General features: G+C 57.9%; 14 protein-coding genes, 1 tRNA gene and 1 riboswitch. Of the genes, 13 read left to right on the forward strand and 2 right to left on the reverse strand.

Going from position 1 to position 15517, the window contains the following annotated elements; genetic code table 11:
* Both AKG12_RS19255 and recQ read left to right on the forward strand, forming a co-directional pair.
* Positions 1-77: transfer RNA gene (locus tag AKG12_RS19255), tRNA-Met, on the forward strand.
* Between the two features lie 192 nt (positions 78-269).
* The gene (gene recQ / locus AKG12_RS19260; RefSeq protein ID WP_052820095.1) at positions 270-2078 is read left to right on the forward strand and encodes a DNA helicase RecQ; all 1809 of its coding nucleotides are present in this window, start codon (positions 270-272) and stop codon (positions 2076-2078) included.
* A gap of 57 nt (positions 2079-2135) precedes the next feature.
* Here recQ and AKG12_RS19265 read toward each other — a convergent pair whose 3' ends face one another.
* Positions 2136-3359: an ROK family transcriptional regulator gene (locus AKG12_RS19265; RefSeq protein WP_052820096.1), complete on the reverse strand. Its 1224-nt coding sequence runs from the start codon at positions 3357-3359 to the stop codon at positions 2136-2138.
* A 265-nt stretch (positions 3360-3624) separates the two neighbouring features.
* Between AKG12_RS19265 and AKG12_RS19270 the strand changes: the two genes are divergently transcribed.
* The 8 genes from AKG12_RS19270 (at position 3625) to nrdF (ending at position 11826) form a co-directional block, all read left to right on the forward strand.
* The gene (locus AKG12_RS19270; protein ID WP_046799093.1) at positions 3625-4647 is read left to right on the forward strand and encodes a sugar ABC transporter substrate-binding protein; all 1023 of its coding nucleotides are present in this window, start codon (positions 3625-3627) and stop codon (positions 4645-4647) included.
* A 226-nt stretch (positions 4648-4873) separates the two neighbouring features.
* Complete coding sequence (locus AKG12_RS19275) at positions 4874-5956, forward strand: ABC transporter permease (protein ID WP_052820097.1); 1083 nt, start codon at positions 4874-4876, stop codon at positions 5954-5956.
* Positions 5956-6738 (forward strand): ATP-binding cassette domain-containing protein, encoded by a 783-nt coding sequence (locus tag AKG12_RS19280; RefSeq protein WP_046799094.1) that lies wholly within the window; start codon positions 5956-5958, stop codon positions 6736-6738. The genes AKG12_RS19275 and AKG12_RS19280 overlap by 1 nt, the downstream gene beginning before the upstream one ends.
* Entirely contained in the window at positions 6735-7364 is a 630-nt protein-coding gene (locus AKG12_RS19285) for a nucleoside triphosphate hydrolase (RefSeq protein ID WP_052820098.1), read from the forward strand. Before AKG12_RS19280 ends, AKG12_RS19285 begins: the two co-directional genes overlap by 4 nt.
* 133 nt (positions 7365-7497) lie before the next feature.
* A riboswitch (cobalamin riboswitch) is annotated at positions 7498-7721 on the forward strand.
* A 307-nt stretch (positions 7722-8028) separates the two neighbouring features.
* Positions 8029-8250: a glutaredoxin-like protein NrdH gene (gene nrdH, locus AKG12_RS19290; protein ID WP_046799096.1), complete on the forward strand. Its 222-nt coding sequence runs from the start codon at positions 8029-8031 to the stop codon at positions 8248-8250.
* Positions 8251-8262: 12 nt separating this feature from the next.
* Positions 8263-8661: a class Ib ribonucleoside-diphosphate reductase assembly flavoprotein NrdI gene (nrdI, locus tag AKG12_RS19295; RefSeq protein WP_052820099.1), complete on the forward strand. Its 399-nt coding sequence runs from the start codon at positions 8263-8265 to the stop codon at positions 8659-8661.
* Positions 8649-10835, forward strand: coding sequence for a class 1b ribonucleoside-diphosphate reductase subunit alpha (nrdE, locus tag AKG12_RS19300; protein WP_082178947.1), 2187 nt, complete (start codon positions 8649-8651; stop codon positions 10833-10835). The genes nrdI and nrdE overlap by 13 nt, the downstream gene beginning before the upstream one ends.
* 16 nt (positions 10836-10851) lie before the next feature.
* Positions 10852-11826: a class 1b ribonucleoside-diphosphate reductase subunit beta gene (nrdF, locus tag AKG12_RS19305; RefSeq protein ID WP_052820100.1), complete on the forward strand. Its 975-nt coding sequence runs from the start codon at positions 10852-10854 to the stop codon at positions 11824-11826.
* A 29-nt stretch (positions 11827-11855) separates the two neighbouring features.
* Here nrdF and AKG12_RS19310 read toward each other — a convergent pair whose 3' ends face one another.
* Positions 11856-12959, reverse strand: coding sequence for an alpha/beta hydrolase (locus tag AKG12_RS19310; RefSeq protein WP_052820101.1), 1104 nt, complete (start codon positions 12957-12959; stop codon positions 11856-11858).
* A 152-nt stretch (positions 12960-13111) separates the two neighbouring features.
* Between AKG12_RS19310 and recF the strand changes: the two genes are divergently transcribed.
* Genes recF through AKG12_RS19325 form a run of 3 tightly spaced genes read left to right on the forward strand, consistent with a single transcriptional unit; the run spans position 13112 to position 15502 of the window.
* Complete coding sequence (gene recF / locus AKG12_RS19315) at positions 13112-14239, forward strand: DNA replication/repair protein RecF (protein ID WP_052820102.1); 1128 nt, start codon at positions 13112-13114, stop codon at positions 14237-14239.
* A 22-nt stretch (positions 14240-14261) separates the two neighbouring features.
* Positions 14262-15029, forward strand: coding sequence for a molybdopterin-synthase adenylyltransferase MoeB (locus tag AKG12_RS19320; RefSeq protein WP_052820103.1), 768 nt, complete (start codon positions 14262-14264; stop codon positions 15027-15029).
* A complete protein-coding gene (locus AKG12_RS19325; protein WP_052820104.1) occupies positions 15026-15502 on the forward strand; it encodes a GNAT family N-acetyltransferase in 477 nt (158 codons plus the stop codon). The genes AKG12_RS19320 and AKG12_RS19325 overlap by 4 nt, the downstream gene beginning before the upstream one ends.
* Positions 15503-15517: the final 15 nt, after the last annotated feature.

The following is a 15517-nucleotide window of genomic DNA, read 5'->3' on the forward strand; positions in this document are numbered from 1 at the left end:
CGCGGGGTGGAGCAGCCCGGTAGCTCGTCAGGCTCATAACCTGAAGGCCGCAGGTTCAAATCCTGCCCCCGCAACCAAAATCTTCAAGACTTATCAAACGAATAAGCCCTCCTCATCGGAGGGCTTTTGCGTTCTAAGCCCTCAAATGCCTATGCATCGTCTGAGTCGTAATCTGTCTCTCTTTCTGTGGCCGATTCAGCCTTTCGAGATTGCGATAAATCCGGATTTGGCCATGATGCGCAAATCATCCAACGCTGAAGAAAGCCGCCGTGACCGCCGACCCGTTGCAGATACTCAAGACCGTTTACGGCTATGACACGTTCCGCGGACGCCAGGCCGACATCATCCGACATGTCATGGCGGGAAACAATGCCTTCGTCCTCATGCCGACGGGCGGAGGAAAGTCGCTTTGTTACCAGATCCCGGCGCTTGCCCGTAGCGGCATGGGGCTGATCGTTTCACCGCTGATCGCATTGATGGTGGACCAGGTCGCGGCACTTCGTCAGGCGGGTGTGCGGGCCGAGGCCCTCAATTCCGATCTTTCTCTGGAAGAGCGTCGAACGCTCTGGCGGGAGATGCGGGCCGGCAATGTCGACATTCTTTATGCCGCGCCGGAAACCCTTCTCAAGCCGGATGTGCTGGACGCGCTTCAATCCATTGACCTGTCACTGATCGCGGTTGATGAAGCTCATTGCCTGTCGCAATGGGGGCATGATTTCCGCCCGCCTTACCGTCAGCTCGATATGCTGATCGAGCGTTTTCCCGATACTCCACGCATGGCGCTGACGGCGACCGCCGACGAGCCCACTCGTACCGAAATTCTCGGTCATCTCGCGATCGATGAGGATGACGCGTTCATTGCCGGATTCGACCGCCCCAACATCCGCTATGCGATCATGGAAAAGGACAATCCCCGCGCCCAGCTGAAACGCTTTCTCAATGGCTGGGAGAATGAGAGCGGCATCGTTTATTGCCTGTCGAAACGCAAGGTCGATGAGACGGCGGCGTGGTTGCGGGAAGAGGGGCGAGACGCGCTGCCCTATCACGCGGGTATGGACAAGACCGCCCGCGAGGCAAACCAGACCCGTTTTCAGCACGGTGAGGCGGTGATTATCGTCGCCACCGTCGCTTTCGGCATGGGCATCGACAAGCCGGATGTGCGCTTCGTGGTTCATATCGATCTGCCGGGCAGCATTGAGGCCTATTATCAGGAGACCGGCCGTGCCGGTCGTGATGGTCTGCCGTCAGACGTGCTTATGCTTTACGGTTATGAAGACATCGCCTTGCGCAACCGCTTCATTGAAGAATCGGATGCTGCGGACCAGCGCAAATATATGGAGCGCCAGAAGCTTGATTCCCTGCTCGGTCTTGCGGAAACAGCGGGCTGCCGCCGGCAGGTCCTGCTCTCCTACTTCGGTGATCGATGCGAGCCATGCGGTAACTGTGATACCTGTGCGGAGCCACCTGACCTGTTTGACGGCGCGATAGCCGCGCAAAAGCTGCTCTCCTGTATTTACCGCACCGGTGAACGTTTCGGCCAGGCCTATGTCATTCGCGTTTTGCTCGGCGTCGAGGATGAGCGTATTTCCCGTTTCGGGCACGATCAGATCACCACTTACGGGATCGGCAAAGAGCATGACAATCGCTCCTGGCGCGCCATTTTGCGGCAGCTGGTTGCACTGCGCCTGATCGAAGTGGATCTGTCCGGACATGGCGGATTGTCGATTTCCGAAGAAGGGAGGCGGTTCGTGCGCGAAAAGCCAGCCCTGATGCTGAGAATACCATCCGCGCCTCGTTCGGCCCGGCAGCAGACGCCGCGAAATGCCGCATCGACAGCTTTGCCGGAGGCAGATCGTAGTCTCTTCGAGGTGCTGCGTGCAAAGCGTATGGAAATTGCCCGTGCGCAGAACGTCCCGCCTTATGTGATTTTTCACGATAAGACCCTGATCGAACTGGCTGCTGCGAAACCGGCCTCGGCGAGGGAGATGGCGCAGATCCCCGGCGTCGGAGACACCAAGCTGGAGCGCTACGGCCCCGCCTTTCTTGAGGCGATCATGCAGCACGCAACTGGCGCGTGACTGACAGATAAATTCGGCGAAGAGCAGCTTGGGGATAGTAATGTAAAGCGTAAAGGCTCAGCCTGTCGTATCCTTAAAGAGAACGTTCTGATCGATGAGATAGCGGGAAAACAAGGGCAGACTTGCCCCCCCGATTGCCCGGGCCTGGCTGCCGACCGCACCTTCGATGATCTCCGGCAGTGTGACGCCCTGAAGATCATGATGCTTGAGGGCAAGCCGGGTGGCGGAGACTATTCTCGCCCTGACCCAGTCGGGAAAACCACCATCGATGACGACGCTGGAAAAATCGATGATGGAGGCTGCCGCGATAACAGCTTGCGCGAGCGCCGCGGCGGTTTTATTGATCCAGCTTTCCAGCGGTTCGCCGAAATCGATCCATTCGTCGGGTGAGAACCACAGGGGACGCGGATCGATACCCTTTTCACGTAGCATGTTCTCCAGAACGAAGATCGACGCGATTTTCAGAAGCTGAACCGTATTGCCATCCTGCCCCTGCACCGGCAGGGGGCCGATCGCGCCGGCGGTACCTGTTTTTCCAGAGAACAGCGCCGAATTCAAAACGACTCCGCCACCGATGAAGGAGCCGATGAAGATATAGAGAAAATCGGGGTAGTTCTGGCCGGCGCCAAAAACCAGTTCTGCACCGCAGGCACTGGTCGCGTCATTCTGCAGAAAGACGGGGTAGCTGACGCTTTCGGCAATTTCGGAGCGGATATCAACATCCCGCCACCGTTCCATTTCGGCTTGCGGCGCGCCCACTTCCTGGGCCCAGTTCCACAGCTCGAATGGGGCGGCGATACCAACTCCGGTGATTTTTTGCCGTTCCGCCGGTGACAATTTCGATTCGATCTCCGTGATCCCTTCGATCACGAACGGCAATATCCACTCCGGCAGAGGGTAAGGGTAAGTTTTGCGGAGCTTGAGTTTTATCCGGCCGACAAAATCCATCAGCACGAGATCGACGCTGCGCCGGCCGATCTTCACACCAAAAGAAAAGACGGCGTCGGGATTGAGACGCATGGGCGTTGACGGTTGCCCGACTTTTCCGCGCAGTCTTTCGCCACGAATGAGAAGGCCGTCTTTCTCCAGCGAGCGCATTATGACCGAGACAGTTTGCGCCGAAAGGCCGCAAAGCCTGGATATTTCGGCTTTCGACAATCCGCCATGGCGGCGCACGAGCGACAGCACCAGCCGCTCATTATAAGCGCGCACCCCGATCTGGTTGGCGCCGCCGCTCATATCCATAATGGTGGGCGGCGCAGTCTCGACAGATTGTCTCATAATGTCATCCTCCCGCCCGCTATATCCGTCACGACCGATACCTGCAGGCTTTATGGCAATCTTGCTATCGCAACGTAAACAACGGCGGCGATATTCCTCCCTGCCGCATATTAGAATGCCATACGGAATTAATAATTCAATCGGATTTATTTATTGACAGGCGTTTCCTTTGGTGGTTCCATCTGGGTCAACGATCATTGTTCTCGGAGGAGACGAGATCGTCGGGTAACCGTCACGGTGCTCAAATATCCATTGGGAGGATCTCATGAAGACCACTGTTTCCGCTCTTCTGGGCGCGCTTGCGCTTGGCGTTTCTTTCGCTTCCGTCGCGTCCGCGGCCGATACTTCGGTTTGCCTCATTACCAAAACCGACACCAATCCCTTCTTCGTCAAGATGAAGGAAGGCGCGACCGCCAAGGCCAAAGAACTTGGCGTGACGCTGAAATCCTATGCCGGCAAGATCGACGGCGATTCCGAAAGCCAGGTCGCAGCCATCGAGACCTGCATCGCCGATGGCGCCAAGGGTATCCTGATCACCGCATCTGACACCAAGGGCATTGTTCCGGCCGTGCAGAAGGCGCGTGACGCAGGCCTTCTGGTGATCGCTCTCGACACGCCTCTGGAGCCCGTCGATGCCGCCGATTCCACCTTTGCCACCGACAATCTTCTGGCTGGTGAGCTGATCGGCAAATGGGCCGCCGGCACCCTTGGTGATAAGGCCAAGGACGCAAAAATCGCCTTCCTCAACCTCACCCCCTCCCAGCCGACGGTGGATGTGCTGCGTAACCAGGGCTTCATGAAGGGCTTTGGCATCGACGTTAAGGACATCAACAAGATCGGTGATGAAAACGATCCGCGTATCGTTGGTCACGATGTTACCAATGGTAACGAAGAAGGCGGCCGCTCGGCGATGGAAAATCTGCTGCAGAAGGACCCGACCATCAACGTTGTCCACACCATCAACGAACCTGCTGCTGCCGGCGCTTATGAAGCGCTGAAAGCGGTTGGCCGTGAAAAGGATGTTCTGATCGTTTCCGTCGACGGCGGTTGCCCAGGCGTCAAGAACGTGGCGGAAGGTGTGATCGGTGCAACCTCGCAGCAATATCCGCTGCTGATGGCAGCCCTCGGCGTCGAAGCCGTCAAGAAGTTTGCCGATACGGGTGAAAAGCCGAAGCCGACCGAAGGCAAGAACTTCGTCGACACCGGTGTGACGCTGGTAACCGACAAGCCGGTCAAGGGGCTCGACTCCATCGATACGAAGGAAGGTCTCAACAAGTGCTGGGGCTGATACCTCACCGTTGAAACCCGCGGGGGCATTCGTGCCCCCGCCCTTGGAGCAGAATGAATATCAGGCACGATCCGGGGGATCGGACAAAGGAACAAACGAGCGCGCCGCGCGTCCCGCAGACACGAGATTGGCCCGCTTCACAACACTTTGAATCTACGCGTCATTCTTTTGGGAAGTAGACCCTTGTTTCAGGGCGGATGCGATAGAGCGATCGGGAGGAAAATCCATGAGCGATCAGCCGGTGCGGGCTCAGCCGCATAATGAATTTGAAAATGTGCTTTCGGGAAGTTCGACGCAGGTCGCCGCTTTCGATACGCACGACAAGAGTGTGCTGGAAAAACTACAGCACTTTCTCCACTCCAGCCCGGCGGCCGTTCCGCTTATCGTTCTGGTGCTGTCGCTGATTGTTTTCGGCCTGCTCCTCGGCGGCAAGTTTTTCTCGGCCTTCACGCTGACCCTTATTTTGCAGCAGGTCGCCATCGTCGGTATTGTCGGCGCGGCGCAGTCGCTGGTCATCCTGACGGCGGGCATCGATCTGTCGGTTGGCGCGATCATGGTTCTGTCCTCCGTCATCATGGGACAGTTCACCTTCCGTTACGGCTTGCCGGCGGAACTCTCCATTCTCTGTGGCCTCGCCGTCGGCGCATTTTGCGGCTTCATCAACGGTATTCTGGTCTCGCGCATGCGCCTGCCGCCCTTCATCGTCACGCTCGGCATGTGGCAGATCGTACTGGCGACCAACTTCCTCTACTCCGCAAATGAGACGATCCGAGCCCAGGACATCGCCCAGCAGGCGCCGATCCTGCAATTCTTCGGCGCCAATATCCGTGTCGGCAGTGCGGTCTTCACCTATGGCGTCATCGCAATGGTCTTGCTCGTCGCCCTGCTCTGGTATGTGCTCAACCGCACCGCCTGGGGCCGCCATCTTTATGCTGTGGGTGACGATCCGGATGCTGCCGAACTTGCCGGCGTCAACGTCAAGCGTATGTTGACCACCGTTTATACCCTGTCCGGCCTCATCTGCGCCTTCGCCGGCTGGGCCCTCATCGGCCGCATCGGCTCGGTTTCGCCGACCGCCGGTCAATTCGCCAACATCGAATCCATTACCGCAGTGGTTATCGGCGGCCTGTCGCTGTTCGGCGGGCGCGGCTCCATCATGGGTATGATCTTCGGTGCCCTCATCGTCGGCGTCTTTTCGCTCGGCCTCAGGCTCATCGGAACCGACCCGCAATGGACCTATCTGTTGATCGGCGTTCTCATCATCATGGCTGTCGCAATCGACCAGTGGATCAGAAAGGTAGCAGGCTGATGGCAAAAGAACCCATTCTCACAGCGCGCAATCTCGTCAAACGCTATGGTCGTGTAACCGCCCTCGACCATGCCGATTTCGATCTTTATCCCGGAGAAATCCTGGCCGTGATCGGCGATAACGGCGCCGGCAAATCCTCGCTCATCAAGGCGATTTCCGGTGCGGTGACGCCCGATGAGGGAGAGATCAGGCTGGAAGGCCAGCCCGTGCAGTTCCGCTCGCCCATCGAGGCGCGCAAGGCCGGCATCGAGACGGTCTATCAGAACCTCGCGCTGTCGCCGGCGCTTTCCATAGCTGACAATATGTTTCTCGGCCGGGAAATCCGCAAAGCCGGCATTCAGGGCAGTCTTTTCCGCGCGCTGGACCGCCCGGCCATGGAAAAATTCGCCCGCGAGAAACTCTCGGAACTCGGCCTGATGACGATCCAGAACATCAATCAGGCGGTGGAAACCCTCTCCGGTGGCCAGCGACAGGGCGTAGCGGTGGCGCGTGCGGCGGCCTTCGGCTCCAAGGTCGTCATACTCGACGAACCGACGGCGGCGCTTGGTGTCAAGGAAAGCCGGCGCGTTCTTGAGCTTATTCTGGACGTGCGCTCGCGCGGGTTGCCGATCGTTCTCATCTCGCACAACATGCCGCATGTTTTCGAGGTTGCGGATCGCATCCATATCCACCGGCTCGGCAAGCGCCTGTGCGTCATCAATCCGAAGGACTACTCCATGTCCGACGCCGTCGCCTTCATGACCGGCGCCAAGGAAGCGCCGAAGGAAACGCTTGCGGCATGACACTGAAGCTTGAAACGATCGCCGAGGATGTTCTTCGGCGGGCAGAGGGCAAATCCCGTTTTATCATCGCTATTGCCGGTCCCCCTGGGGCCGGCAAATCCACGCTGGCGGATGCCCTTTGCGATGCTTTGCTCGCACGGGACGAAACGGCCGCCGTCCTGCCGATGGATGGCTTCCATATGGACAATGGCATACTTGAAGAGCGAGGGCTGCTGTCGCGCAAGGGCGCGCCCGAAACCTTCGACGTGCGTGGTTTTCTCGATATCGTCTCTGCCGTTCGCAAGGGCGGGCAGGAGGTGCTTGTTCCGGTTTTCGACCGCTCCCGCGAAATTGCCATTGCTTCCGCCCGCGCCATCGCGCCTGAGACCCGCTTCATCCTGGCTGAAGGCAATTATCTGCTGCTCAACGAGGCGCCTTGGACAGCGCTTTCCGATAACTTCGACCTTACCATTTTCGTTGGACCGTCCGTCGCGGTGCTTGAAGAGAGGCTGCGCAACAGATGGCAGGGCTATGGTCTTGATGCAGCTGCGGTCCACGCCAAGCTGTTTGAAAACGATCTTCCCAACGGCAAAAGGGTGATCGAGAATACCCGCCCCGCCGATATTCACATCGATATCTGGGAATAGATTAACGCTTTCCCGTCCTGTGGCGGCAAGGCGCACTTGTCGTTAAGCCTTTGTTGACCATGTGTTGAATCTTTTTGATCCACAGGGTGGGGCTTTCCTGTGTCTATTCATTGACGTGAAAATTTCCTCATATACTATATGTGGTGTTCGAGGTTCTTCCGATTCGCAAGGATTGGGAGCTAAGACGGGAATTCGGTGCGTAACGCCATTATGGCGAAGCAAGGCCGAAACTGCCCCCGCAACTGTAAGCGGCGAGCATCGTTCCGATTTGGGTCACTGGGGTCAAAAGCTCCGGGAAGGCCGGAATAGATGTTGTGACCCGCAAGTCAGGAGACCTGCCTTGAGCGCAAACGTCCACGGGCGGGGTGTCCGGAAGGAAGGTATGGCGCAAATGAATTGCGTTCGCCCTTTTCTGCCCCCTCCAGAACAAGCTTCGGGGTGAAGTCATGCCAGTGCATTTTTTTAAGTTCCTGCGCTCTTCGGCGTAGAGAGTGATCTTACGCGGCCCGGAACATTTTCAGGGCAACCGGGACACCGGTTCCGTCCGGAAATGCGACAAACTTTCTAAGCCGTGCGCCTCACCTGAATGACAGATCCATCCACCCGATTGCGACCGCAATCGGCAATGTTGAGCCGTGTGTAAAGCGGCTTCGAAAGGGAAATTATGACCGTCACCGTTTACAGCAAGCCCGCCTGCGTCCAATGCACCGCCACCTATCGCGCGCTGGACCGCATCGGTGTCCCCTATGAGATCGTCGATATTTCCGAAGATGCGGATGCGCTCGATCACGTTCGCGGCCTCGGTTACATGCAAGTTCCCGTGGTCGTCGCCGGCGAACGCCATTGGGCGGGTTTCCGGCCGGATATGATCGGCGCGATCAGCTGAGGCGGCAGCGTGATGGGGCTGATCGTTTATTATTCCAGCCGCTCTGAAAACACGCATCGTTTCCTTCTGAAGCTCGGGCGGCGCTTGTTTCGCCTGCCGCTCGGTGCTGAGGATGACGTGCCTCAGGTGTCGGAGCCCTATGTGCTCGTTACCCCCACCTATGGCGGCGGCGGTATGAAAGGGGCCGTGCCGAAGCCGGTCATCCGGTTTTTGAACGAGCCCTCCAACCGAAATCTCATTCGCGGTGTCATCGCGGCGGGCAACACGAATTTTGGCGCAGCTTTCGCATCCGCCGGAGATATCGTCTCGCGCAAATGCGCAGTGCCGTTTCTCTATCGCTTCGAGCTTCTCGGCACGGAGGAAGATGTCGCCAACGTCAAACATGGATTGGAACGATTTTGGACACGCTAACCTCGAGCGCGCTGCGCAAGGACGCCAAACAGCCGGCAGCCACAACTCAGAAACCGCTCGAAGCGGCTCTGGACTATCATGCGCTGAACGCGATGCTGAACCTTTACGACGAGAACGGAAAGATCCAGCTCGACAAGGACCGTCTTGCGGCCCGGCAATATTTCCTGCAGCACGTCAACCAGAACACCGTCTTTTTCCATAACCTTCGGGAAAAGCTCGATTATCTGGTGACGGAGGGCTATTACGAGCAGGAGGTGCTGGACCAGTACTCCTTCAATTTCGTTCGCGATCTCTATGACGAGGCCTATGCCCGGAAATTCCGTTTTCCGACCTTTCTCGGTGCCTTCAAATATTACACCTCTTACACGCTGAAGACCTTCGACGGAAAACGCTATCTGGAGCGTTATGAGGACCGCGTCTGCATGGTGGCGCTGGCTCTGGCGCGCGGCGATGAGCAACTTGCCCGCGACCTGATGGACGAGATCATTTCCGGCCGCTTCCAGCCGGCAACCCCGACATTCCTTAACGCCGGCAAAAAAAGCCGTGGCGAGCTTGTCTCGTGTTTTCTGCTGCGCGTGGAAGACAATATGGAAAGCATTGGCCGCTCCATCAATTCGGCGCTGCAGCTTTCGAAGCGCGGCGGCGGCGTGGCGCTGTCCCTGACCAATATTCGCGAATTCGGAGCACCGATCAAGCAGATCGAAAACCAGTCTTCCGGCGTCATTCCTGTCATGAAGCTATTGGAAGACAGCTTTTCCTACGCCAACCAGCTCGGTGCGCGTCAGGGCGCGGGCGCAGTCTACCTGCATGCCCACCACCCTGACATCATGCGTTTCCTCGATACCAAGCGCGAAAACGCCGACGAAAAAATCCGCATCAAGACCCTGTCGCTCGGGGTGGTTATCCCTGATATTACCTTCGAACTCGCCCGCAACAACGAGGATATGTACCTGTTCTCGCCCTATGACGTGGAGCGGGTCTATGGCGTGCCGTTGACCGAGATTTCTGTCAGCGAAAAATATCACGAAATGGTCGCCGATAGCCGCATCCGCAAGAAGAAGATCAAGGCGCGCGAATTCTTCCAGGTGATCGCCGAGATCCAGTTCGAAAGCGGTTACCCATACATCATGTTTGAGGATACGGTGAACCGCGCCAATCCGGTCGCCGGCCGCATCAGCATGAGCAATCTCTGCTCGGAAATCCTGCAGGTCAGCGAGGCAAGCGAATTCAATGCAGATTTGTCCTACAGCCATATGGGCAAGGATATTTCCTGCAATCTCGGCTCGCTGAACATCGCCTCGGCGATGGATTCTACCGATTTCGGCAAGACCATCGAGACCTCCATCCGGGCGCTGACGGCAGTGTCGGACATGAGCCACATTTCCTCCGTTCCTTCGGTGGAAAAGGGCAATGATGCCAGCCACGCCATCGGGCTTGGCCAGATGAACCTGCACGGTTATCTGGCGCGCGAACGCATCTTCTACGGTTCCGAAGAAGGCGTCGATTTCACCAATATCTATTTCTACACCGTCACCTATCACGCCATCCGCGCCAGCAACCGTCTTGCCGTGGAACGGGGCCAGAGCTTCAAGGGCTTTGAGAATTCCAAATATGCCTCGGGCGACTATTTCGACAAATATACCGACCGGGAATGGTTGCCCGCGACGGAAAAGGTCCGTGAGCTGTTCGAAAAAGCCGGCATTGCCATTCCAACGCAGGAAGACTGGACGGCGTTGAAGCAGAACGTGATGGCATCGGGTCTCTATAACCAGAACCTTCAGGCCGTACCGCCAACCGGCTCGATCTCCTATATCAACCACTCCACCTCTTCCATTCATCCGATCGTCTCGAAGATCGAAATCCGTAAAGAGGGCAAGATCGGCCGCGTTTATTACCCGGCTTCCTATCTCTCGAACGACAATCTCGAATATTATCAGGATGCCTATGAAATCGGCCCGGAAAAGATCATCGATACCTATGCGGCCGCGACCCAGCATGTCGACCAGGGCCTGTCGCTGACGCTGTTCTTCCGCGATACGGCGACGACGCGCGACATCAACCGGGCGCAGATCTATGCCTGGAAGAAGGGCATCAAGACCATCTATTACATCCGTTTGCGCCAGATGGCGCTGGAAGGCACGCAGGTTCAGGGCTGCGTTTCCTGCACGCTCTGAATTGAGGGACAAGACAATGAACATCGCCGTAAAACCCGCGTCCCGTATCCGCGCAGTCAACTGGAACCGCATCGAGGACGACAAGGACCTCGAAGTCTGGAACCGTTTGACCTCGAATTTTTGGCTGCCGGAAAAGGTGCCGCTTTCCAACGACATCCCCTCCTGGGGAACGCTGAAGCCGGAAGAACAGAAACTGACGATCCGTGTCTTCACTGGCCTGACCTTGCTCGACACCATCCAGAACGGTGTCGGCGCCGTGCGCCTGATGGAGGATTCGGCAACGCCGCATGAGGAGGCGGTGCTTTCCAACATCTCCTTCATGGAGGCCGTGCACGCCCGCTCCTATTCCTCGATCTTCTCGACGCTATGCTCCACGCCTGACGTCGACGACGCCTATCGCTGGTCGGAAGAAAACGAGTTCCTGCAGCGCAAATCCGCGCTGATCATGCGTGAATATGACAGCGGCGATCCGCTGAAGAAGAAGATCGCCAGCGTGTTTCTGGAAAGCTTCCTGTTCTATTCCGGCTTCTACCTGCCGATGTTCTGGTCAAGCCGCGCCAAGCTCACCAATACGGCGGATCTTATCCGTCTGATCATCCGCGACGAGGCCGTGCATGGCTATTATATCGGCTATAAGTTCCAGCGGGCGCTGGAGCGTCTGGACGAGGCGAAAAAACAGGAAATCAAGGATTTCGCCTTCGATCTCCTGCTCGAACTTTACGATAACGAGGCGAAATATACCGAAGACCTCTATGACGGCGTCGGCCTGACGGAGGACGTCAAACAGTTCCTGCATTACAATGCCAACAAGGCCCTGATGAATCTGGGTTATGAGGCGCTGTTTCCGGCCGAGGCCTGCCGGGTCAATCCGGCGATCCTCTCAGCGCTTTCTCCGAATGCTGATGAAAACCACGACTTCTTCTCGGGTTCCGGCTCGTCCTATGTCATCGGTAAGGCTGTTGCCACTGAAGATGAAGACTGGGATTTCTGAAACCAGAGGCCGGGAAGAACCCGCAGAAACTACTGCGGGTTCACCACCTGGCTCGCAAGGCGGAAGGGGCTGGATACGGTCGCGCCGATCGCGTCGAAAACGAAGGCACCCGCACTGTTGATGTCGCCGCCGCGTCTGCTTGATTCCAGCTGCGGCACCATCGAGGCCAGCGCGGCATAGCGGTCATGGTTGAGCGGGTCGGAAGCCTCGAGTTTGGAAATGTCGATGAACTGCACGCCCTCCTTCAGGGCGGCTTCCTGTACCTGCGGGTCGGTCACGTCAAGTGCGCCGATACGAGTGACATCGGCGCCCAAAATGGAAGATGCTTTCAGGGCGCGGTCGTCCTTGGAAACGAGAACGGTGAGCGGCGGGTTGAGCCGGCCGACCATCTCTATCTGTTTGCGAAACACATCGGCATCGATATCAGGTGCTGCCAGCACCACCTGCAGCTTGGCGATGACGTCGTTCCTGCCCTGCAAGCGCAACTGCCGCAGCGCTTCCATGACCAGCCAGCCACCCATGCTGTGGCCAAACACGACAACGTTTTTTCGCGGGGTCTGCCGGGTAAGGTCGATCAGAACACCAGCCAGCGCATCGCGCGAAAAGGTCGCCGATTCCTTGTCGGCCACATAACCGGTGACGTTGGCCTGCGACGGCCAGGAGAACACCAGCGGCACGCCATCCATCTTGGCATCGGCAGCCATCTGCGTCGCGCGGAACAGCGCTTCCTGATAGCTGTAATTGTAACCATGCACAAAAAGCGCGATCTGCTTGCCGGACCGGGCGACGTCGCCAAGATCGGCATTGAAGCGCGGCTTCGTCAGCATATCGGCTCGGGTGACGACAAAATCCTTGTTCGGATCCGGCTTGCCGCTGGCCCACTCAATTTTTCCGCTTTTATGAGTGGGAGGAATGGAAATGTCGAAGCTTGCGTAATTCGGCTGCATCGCCCGCTCCGTGCCAAAACCCTTTTTCGCGTCGGTGTTTTTCTCCCGTGTGCTCACCACATAGGCCGTCACGATTTTCGTGCCATGGGCCTTGGTGTTTATGGCCTGCAGCACGTCCGCCCCCGGCCTGCCTGCACAGGATGAAAGAAGACCGAGAGTGAGAAACAGCGAAAAGATCAGGCGCATGAATGGGCTACCGATGATAAGGAATGGCTCATAAATAACCGGCCGTCCAAAAAGTTGCTACTGGAGAATGAATTGCCTTGCTGTGACGGTCTTTAATACGGATGGGCATTCCCCTTCTTGCCATCCGGCCATGTTCGTTTTAGGCCGTACAGATGACGAACAAGGTGTCGCTTTTACGGCTGAAACTCACGGACTTCCGCAACTATGCGGCGGCGGCGCTCACGCTTGATGATCGCCATATTGTGCTGACAGGCGATAATGGCTCCGGCAAGACCAATCTGCTGGAGGCCGTCTCGTTTCTTTCACCCGGCAGGGGCCTTCGCCGGGCCACCCTGTCCGATGTTACCCGCGTCGGAGCGGAGGCCACCGGTTTCTCGATCTTTGCCGATGTCGAAGGCATGGATGGCGAAGTTGCCATCGGCACCGGGATTGAAGGTGATGGCGAAGTGGTGTCGCGTCGCCTGCGGCTGAACGGCACGTCGGTCAAGTCGGTCGATGAATTGACCGATCATTTGCGCGTGCTGTGGCTGACGCCGGCCATGGACGGCCTCTTCACCGGCTCGTCATCGGATCGCCGGCGTTTTCTCGATCGGCTGGTGCTGTCGCTCGACCCCGCGCATGGCAGGCGGGCAAGCGATTTCGAAAAGGCCATGCGCGGCCGTAACCGCCTGCTTTCGGAAGGCCGTTTCGACCCTGTCTGGCTGGATGGTATCGAAAAGCAGATGGCGGAACTCGGCATTTCCATGGCGGTTGCCCGTTATGAAATGCTTGGCCTTTTGAAGACCCTGATCGAAGGGCGGGCGGGCAACGCTGCTTTCCCCTCGGCGGCGCTTTCGCTTTCCGGTTTCATGGATGACGGGCTTAATCGCCCGGCGGTCGATCTGGAAGATGAATATAGGCTTATGTTGCGCGATGGCCGGTATCGGGACGCTGCCGCAGGCCGCACGCTGGATGGCCCGCACCGCGTTGATCTCTTCGTGCGCCACGCGGAAAAGAACATGGAAGCGGAACGCTGTTCAACCGGAGAGCAGAAGGCGTTGCTGGTCGGGCTGGTGCTTGCACATGCGCAACTGACCGCCAATATGACTGGCCATGCGCCCATTCTGCTCTTGGACGAAATCGCCGCCCATCTGGATGAGGGCAGACGTGCCGCTTTGTTCGATCTCATTCACGCACTCGGCGGTCAGAGTTTCATGACCGGAACGGATGCGGCCATGTTTTCCGCCCTTGGCGAGCGGGCGCAGTTCTTCAATGTTTCCCACGGGAGCGTCACGGGATGACGATAGAGAGATGGAGGGCGAGATGGAACCGCTGAGCCCGGAAGAAATCGAACGCTACAAGCGCCACATCCTGCTGCCGGAAATCGGCGGTGCCGGCCAGCAGCGGCTGAAGGCGGCGCGCGTGCTGGTCATTGGCGCGGGTGGCCTCGGCGCGCCCGTCCTTCATTATCTTGCCGCCGCCGGCGTCGGCACGCTCGGTATGATCGATGACGATGTGGTCTCCTTGTCCAACCTCCAGCGGCAGGTGATCCACGATAGCGGCACCATCGGCGAGCTGAAAACGCAAAGCGCCCGCAAGGCCATCGCCCGGCTCAATCCACATGTACGCACGCTGGTTTATGAGGAGCGCTTTTCGCAGGTCTGGGCGCATGACCATCTGCAATCCTTCGATCTGCTGATCGATGGTTCGGATAATTTCGATACGCGTTATGCCGCCGCGGATGCAGCGGAAGCGGCGAAGAGACCGTTGGTCACCGGCGCCGTCGGCCGTTTCGATGGCTCGGTTACCGTCTTGAAACCCTATGCGATCAACGCAGAAGGCACTCTGTTGCCGGGTTATCGTGATCTGTTTCCGGAGCCGCCGCCGCAGGGTCTCATTCCCAATTGTGCGGAAACCGGCATCGTCGGCGCGCTGACCGGGGTTATCGGCACCCTCATGGCCATGGAGGCGATCAAGGTGATCACCGGTGCCGGTGAGCCGCTGATCGGTCGCCTGCTGCTTTATGATGCGCTGTCGGCCCGTTTCGAAACCGTGCGTTACAAACGCCGGCCGGCCGGAAAGAAACCATGATCCGGATCGCAAGGGTTGGGGAGGAATTCGATCGCTGGCAGGACTTGCTGGCGCTTATCATGGCGTCCTTCGCCTATATGGATGGTGTCATCGATCCGCCATCCTCGGCCCATCGCCTGACACTCGAAAATCTTGCCGAAAAGGCGAGGGCGGAGATTGCGTTCGTGGCGCTTGATGGTGATGAGCTGCTGGGCTGCCTGTTTTGCCGGCCGGAGCCGCCGGCCTGTCTTTACGTCGGCAAGCTGTGCGTTTCCCCGAAAGCGCAGGGAAAGGGCATCGGCAGGATGCTGCTTGAAAGAGCCGAAGCACTGGCCGGCGAATTGGCGCTACCGGCGCTACGCTTGGAAACACGCATCGAACTTGGCGCCAATCACGCCAAATTCGCCGCCTGGGGTTTCGTCAGGACCGCTGAAAATGCCCATGCCGGTTATGATCGCACGACCTCGATTGAAATGACGAAATTCCTCGGTTGAGGCCGTCCAGCCTTT

Origin of the sequence: Agrobacterium sp. SUL3, assembly GCF_001263295.1 — a bacterium.
Taxonomy (GTDB): domain Bacteria; phylum Pseudomonadota; class Alphaproteobacteria; order Rhizobiales; family Rhizobiaceae; genus Agrobacterium; species Agrobacterium tomkonis.

Excerpts from the sequence above, each read along its gene's own strand:
- AKG12_RS19270 (WP_046799093.1), top strand. The coding sequence starts at position 3,625 with ATGAAGACCACTGTTTCCGCTCTTCTGGGCGCGCTTGCGCTTGGCGTT.
- AKG12_RS19285 (WP_052820098.1), top strand. The coding sequence starts at position 6,735 with ATGACACTGAAGCTTGAAACGATCGCCGAGGATGTTCTTCGGCGGGCA.
- AKG12_RS19280 (WP_046799094.1), top strand. The coding sequence starts at position 5,956 with ATGGCAAAAGAACCCATTCTCACAGCGCGCAATCTCGTCAAACGCTAT.
- AKG12_RS19325 (WP_052820104.1), top strand. The coding sequence starts at position 15,026 with ATGATCCGGATCGCAAGGGTTGGGGAGGAATTCGATCGCTGGCAGGAC.
- AKG12_RS19265 (WP_052820096.1), bottom strand. The coding sequence starts at position 3,359 with ATGAGACAATCTGTCGAGACTGCGCCGCCCACCATTATGGATATGAGC.
- AKG12_RS19275 (WP_052820097.1), top strand. The coding sequence starts at position 4,874 with ATGAGCGATCAGCCGGTGCGGGCTCAGCCGCATAATGAATTTGAAAAT.
- nrdI (WP_052820099.1), top strand. The coding sequence starts at position 8,263 with ATGGGGCTGATCGTTTATTATTCCAGCCGCTCTGAAAACACGCATCGT.
- nrdH (WP_046799096.1), top strand. The coding sequence starts at position 8,029 with ATGACCGTCACCGTTTACAGCAAGCCCGCCTGCGTCCAATGCACCGCC.
- recF (WP_052820102.1), top strand. The coding sequence starts at position 13,112 with ATGACGAACAAGGTGTCGCTTTTACGGCTGAAACTCACGGACTTCCGC.
- nrdF (WP_052820100.1), top strand. The coding sequence starts at position 10,852 with ATGAACATCGCCGTAAAACCCGCGTCCCGTATCCGCGCAGTCAACTGG.
- AKG12_RS19310 (WP_052820101.1), bottom strand. The coding sequence starts at position 12,959 with ATGCGCCTGATCTTTTCGCTGTTTCTCACTCTCGGTCTTCTTTCATCC.
- AKG12_RS19320 (WP_052820103.1), top strand. The coding sequence starts at position 14,262 with ATGGAACCGCTGAGCCCGGAAGAAATCGAACGCTACAAGCGCCACATC.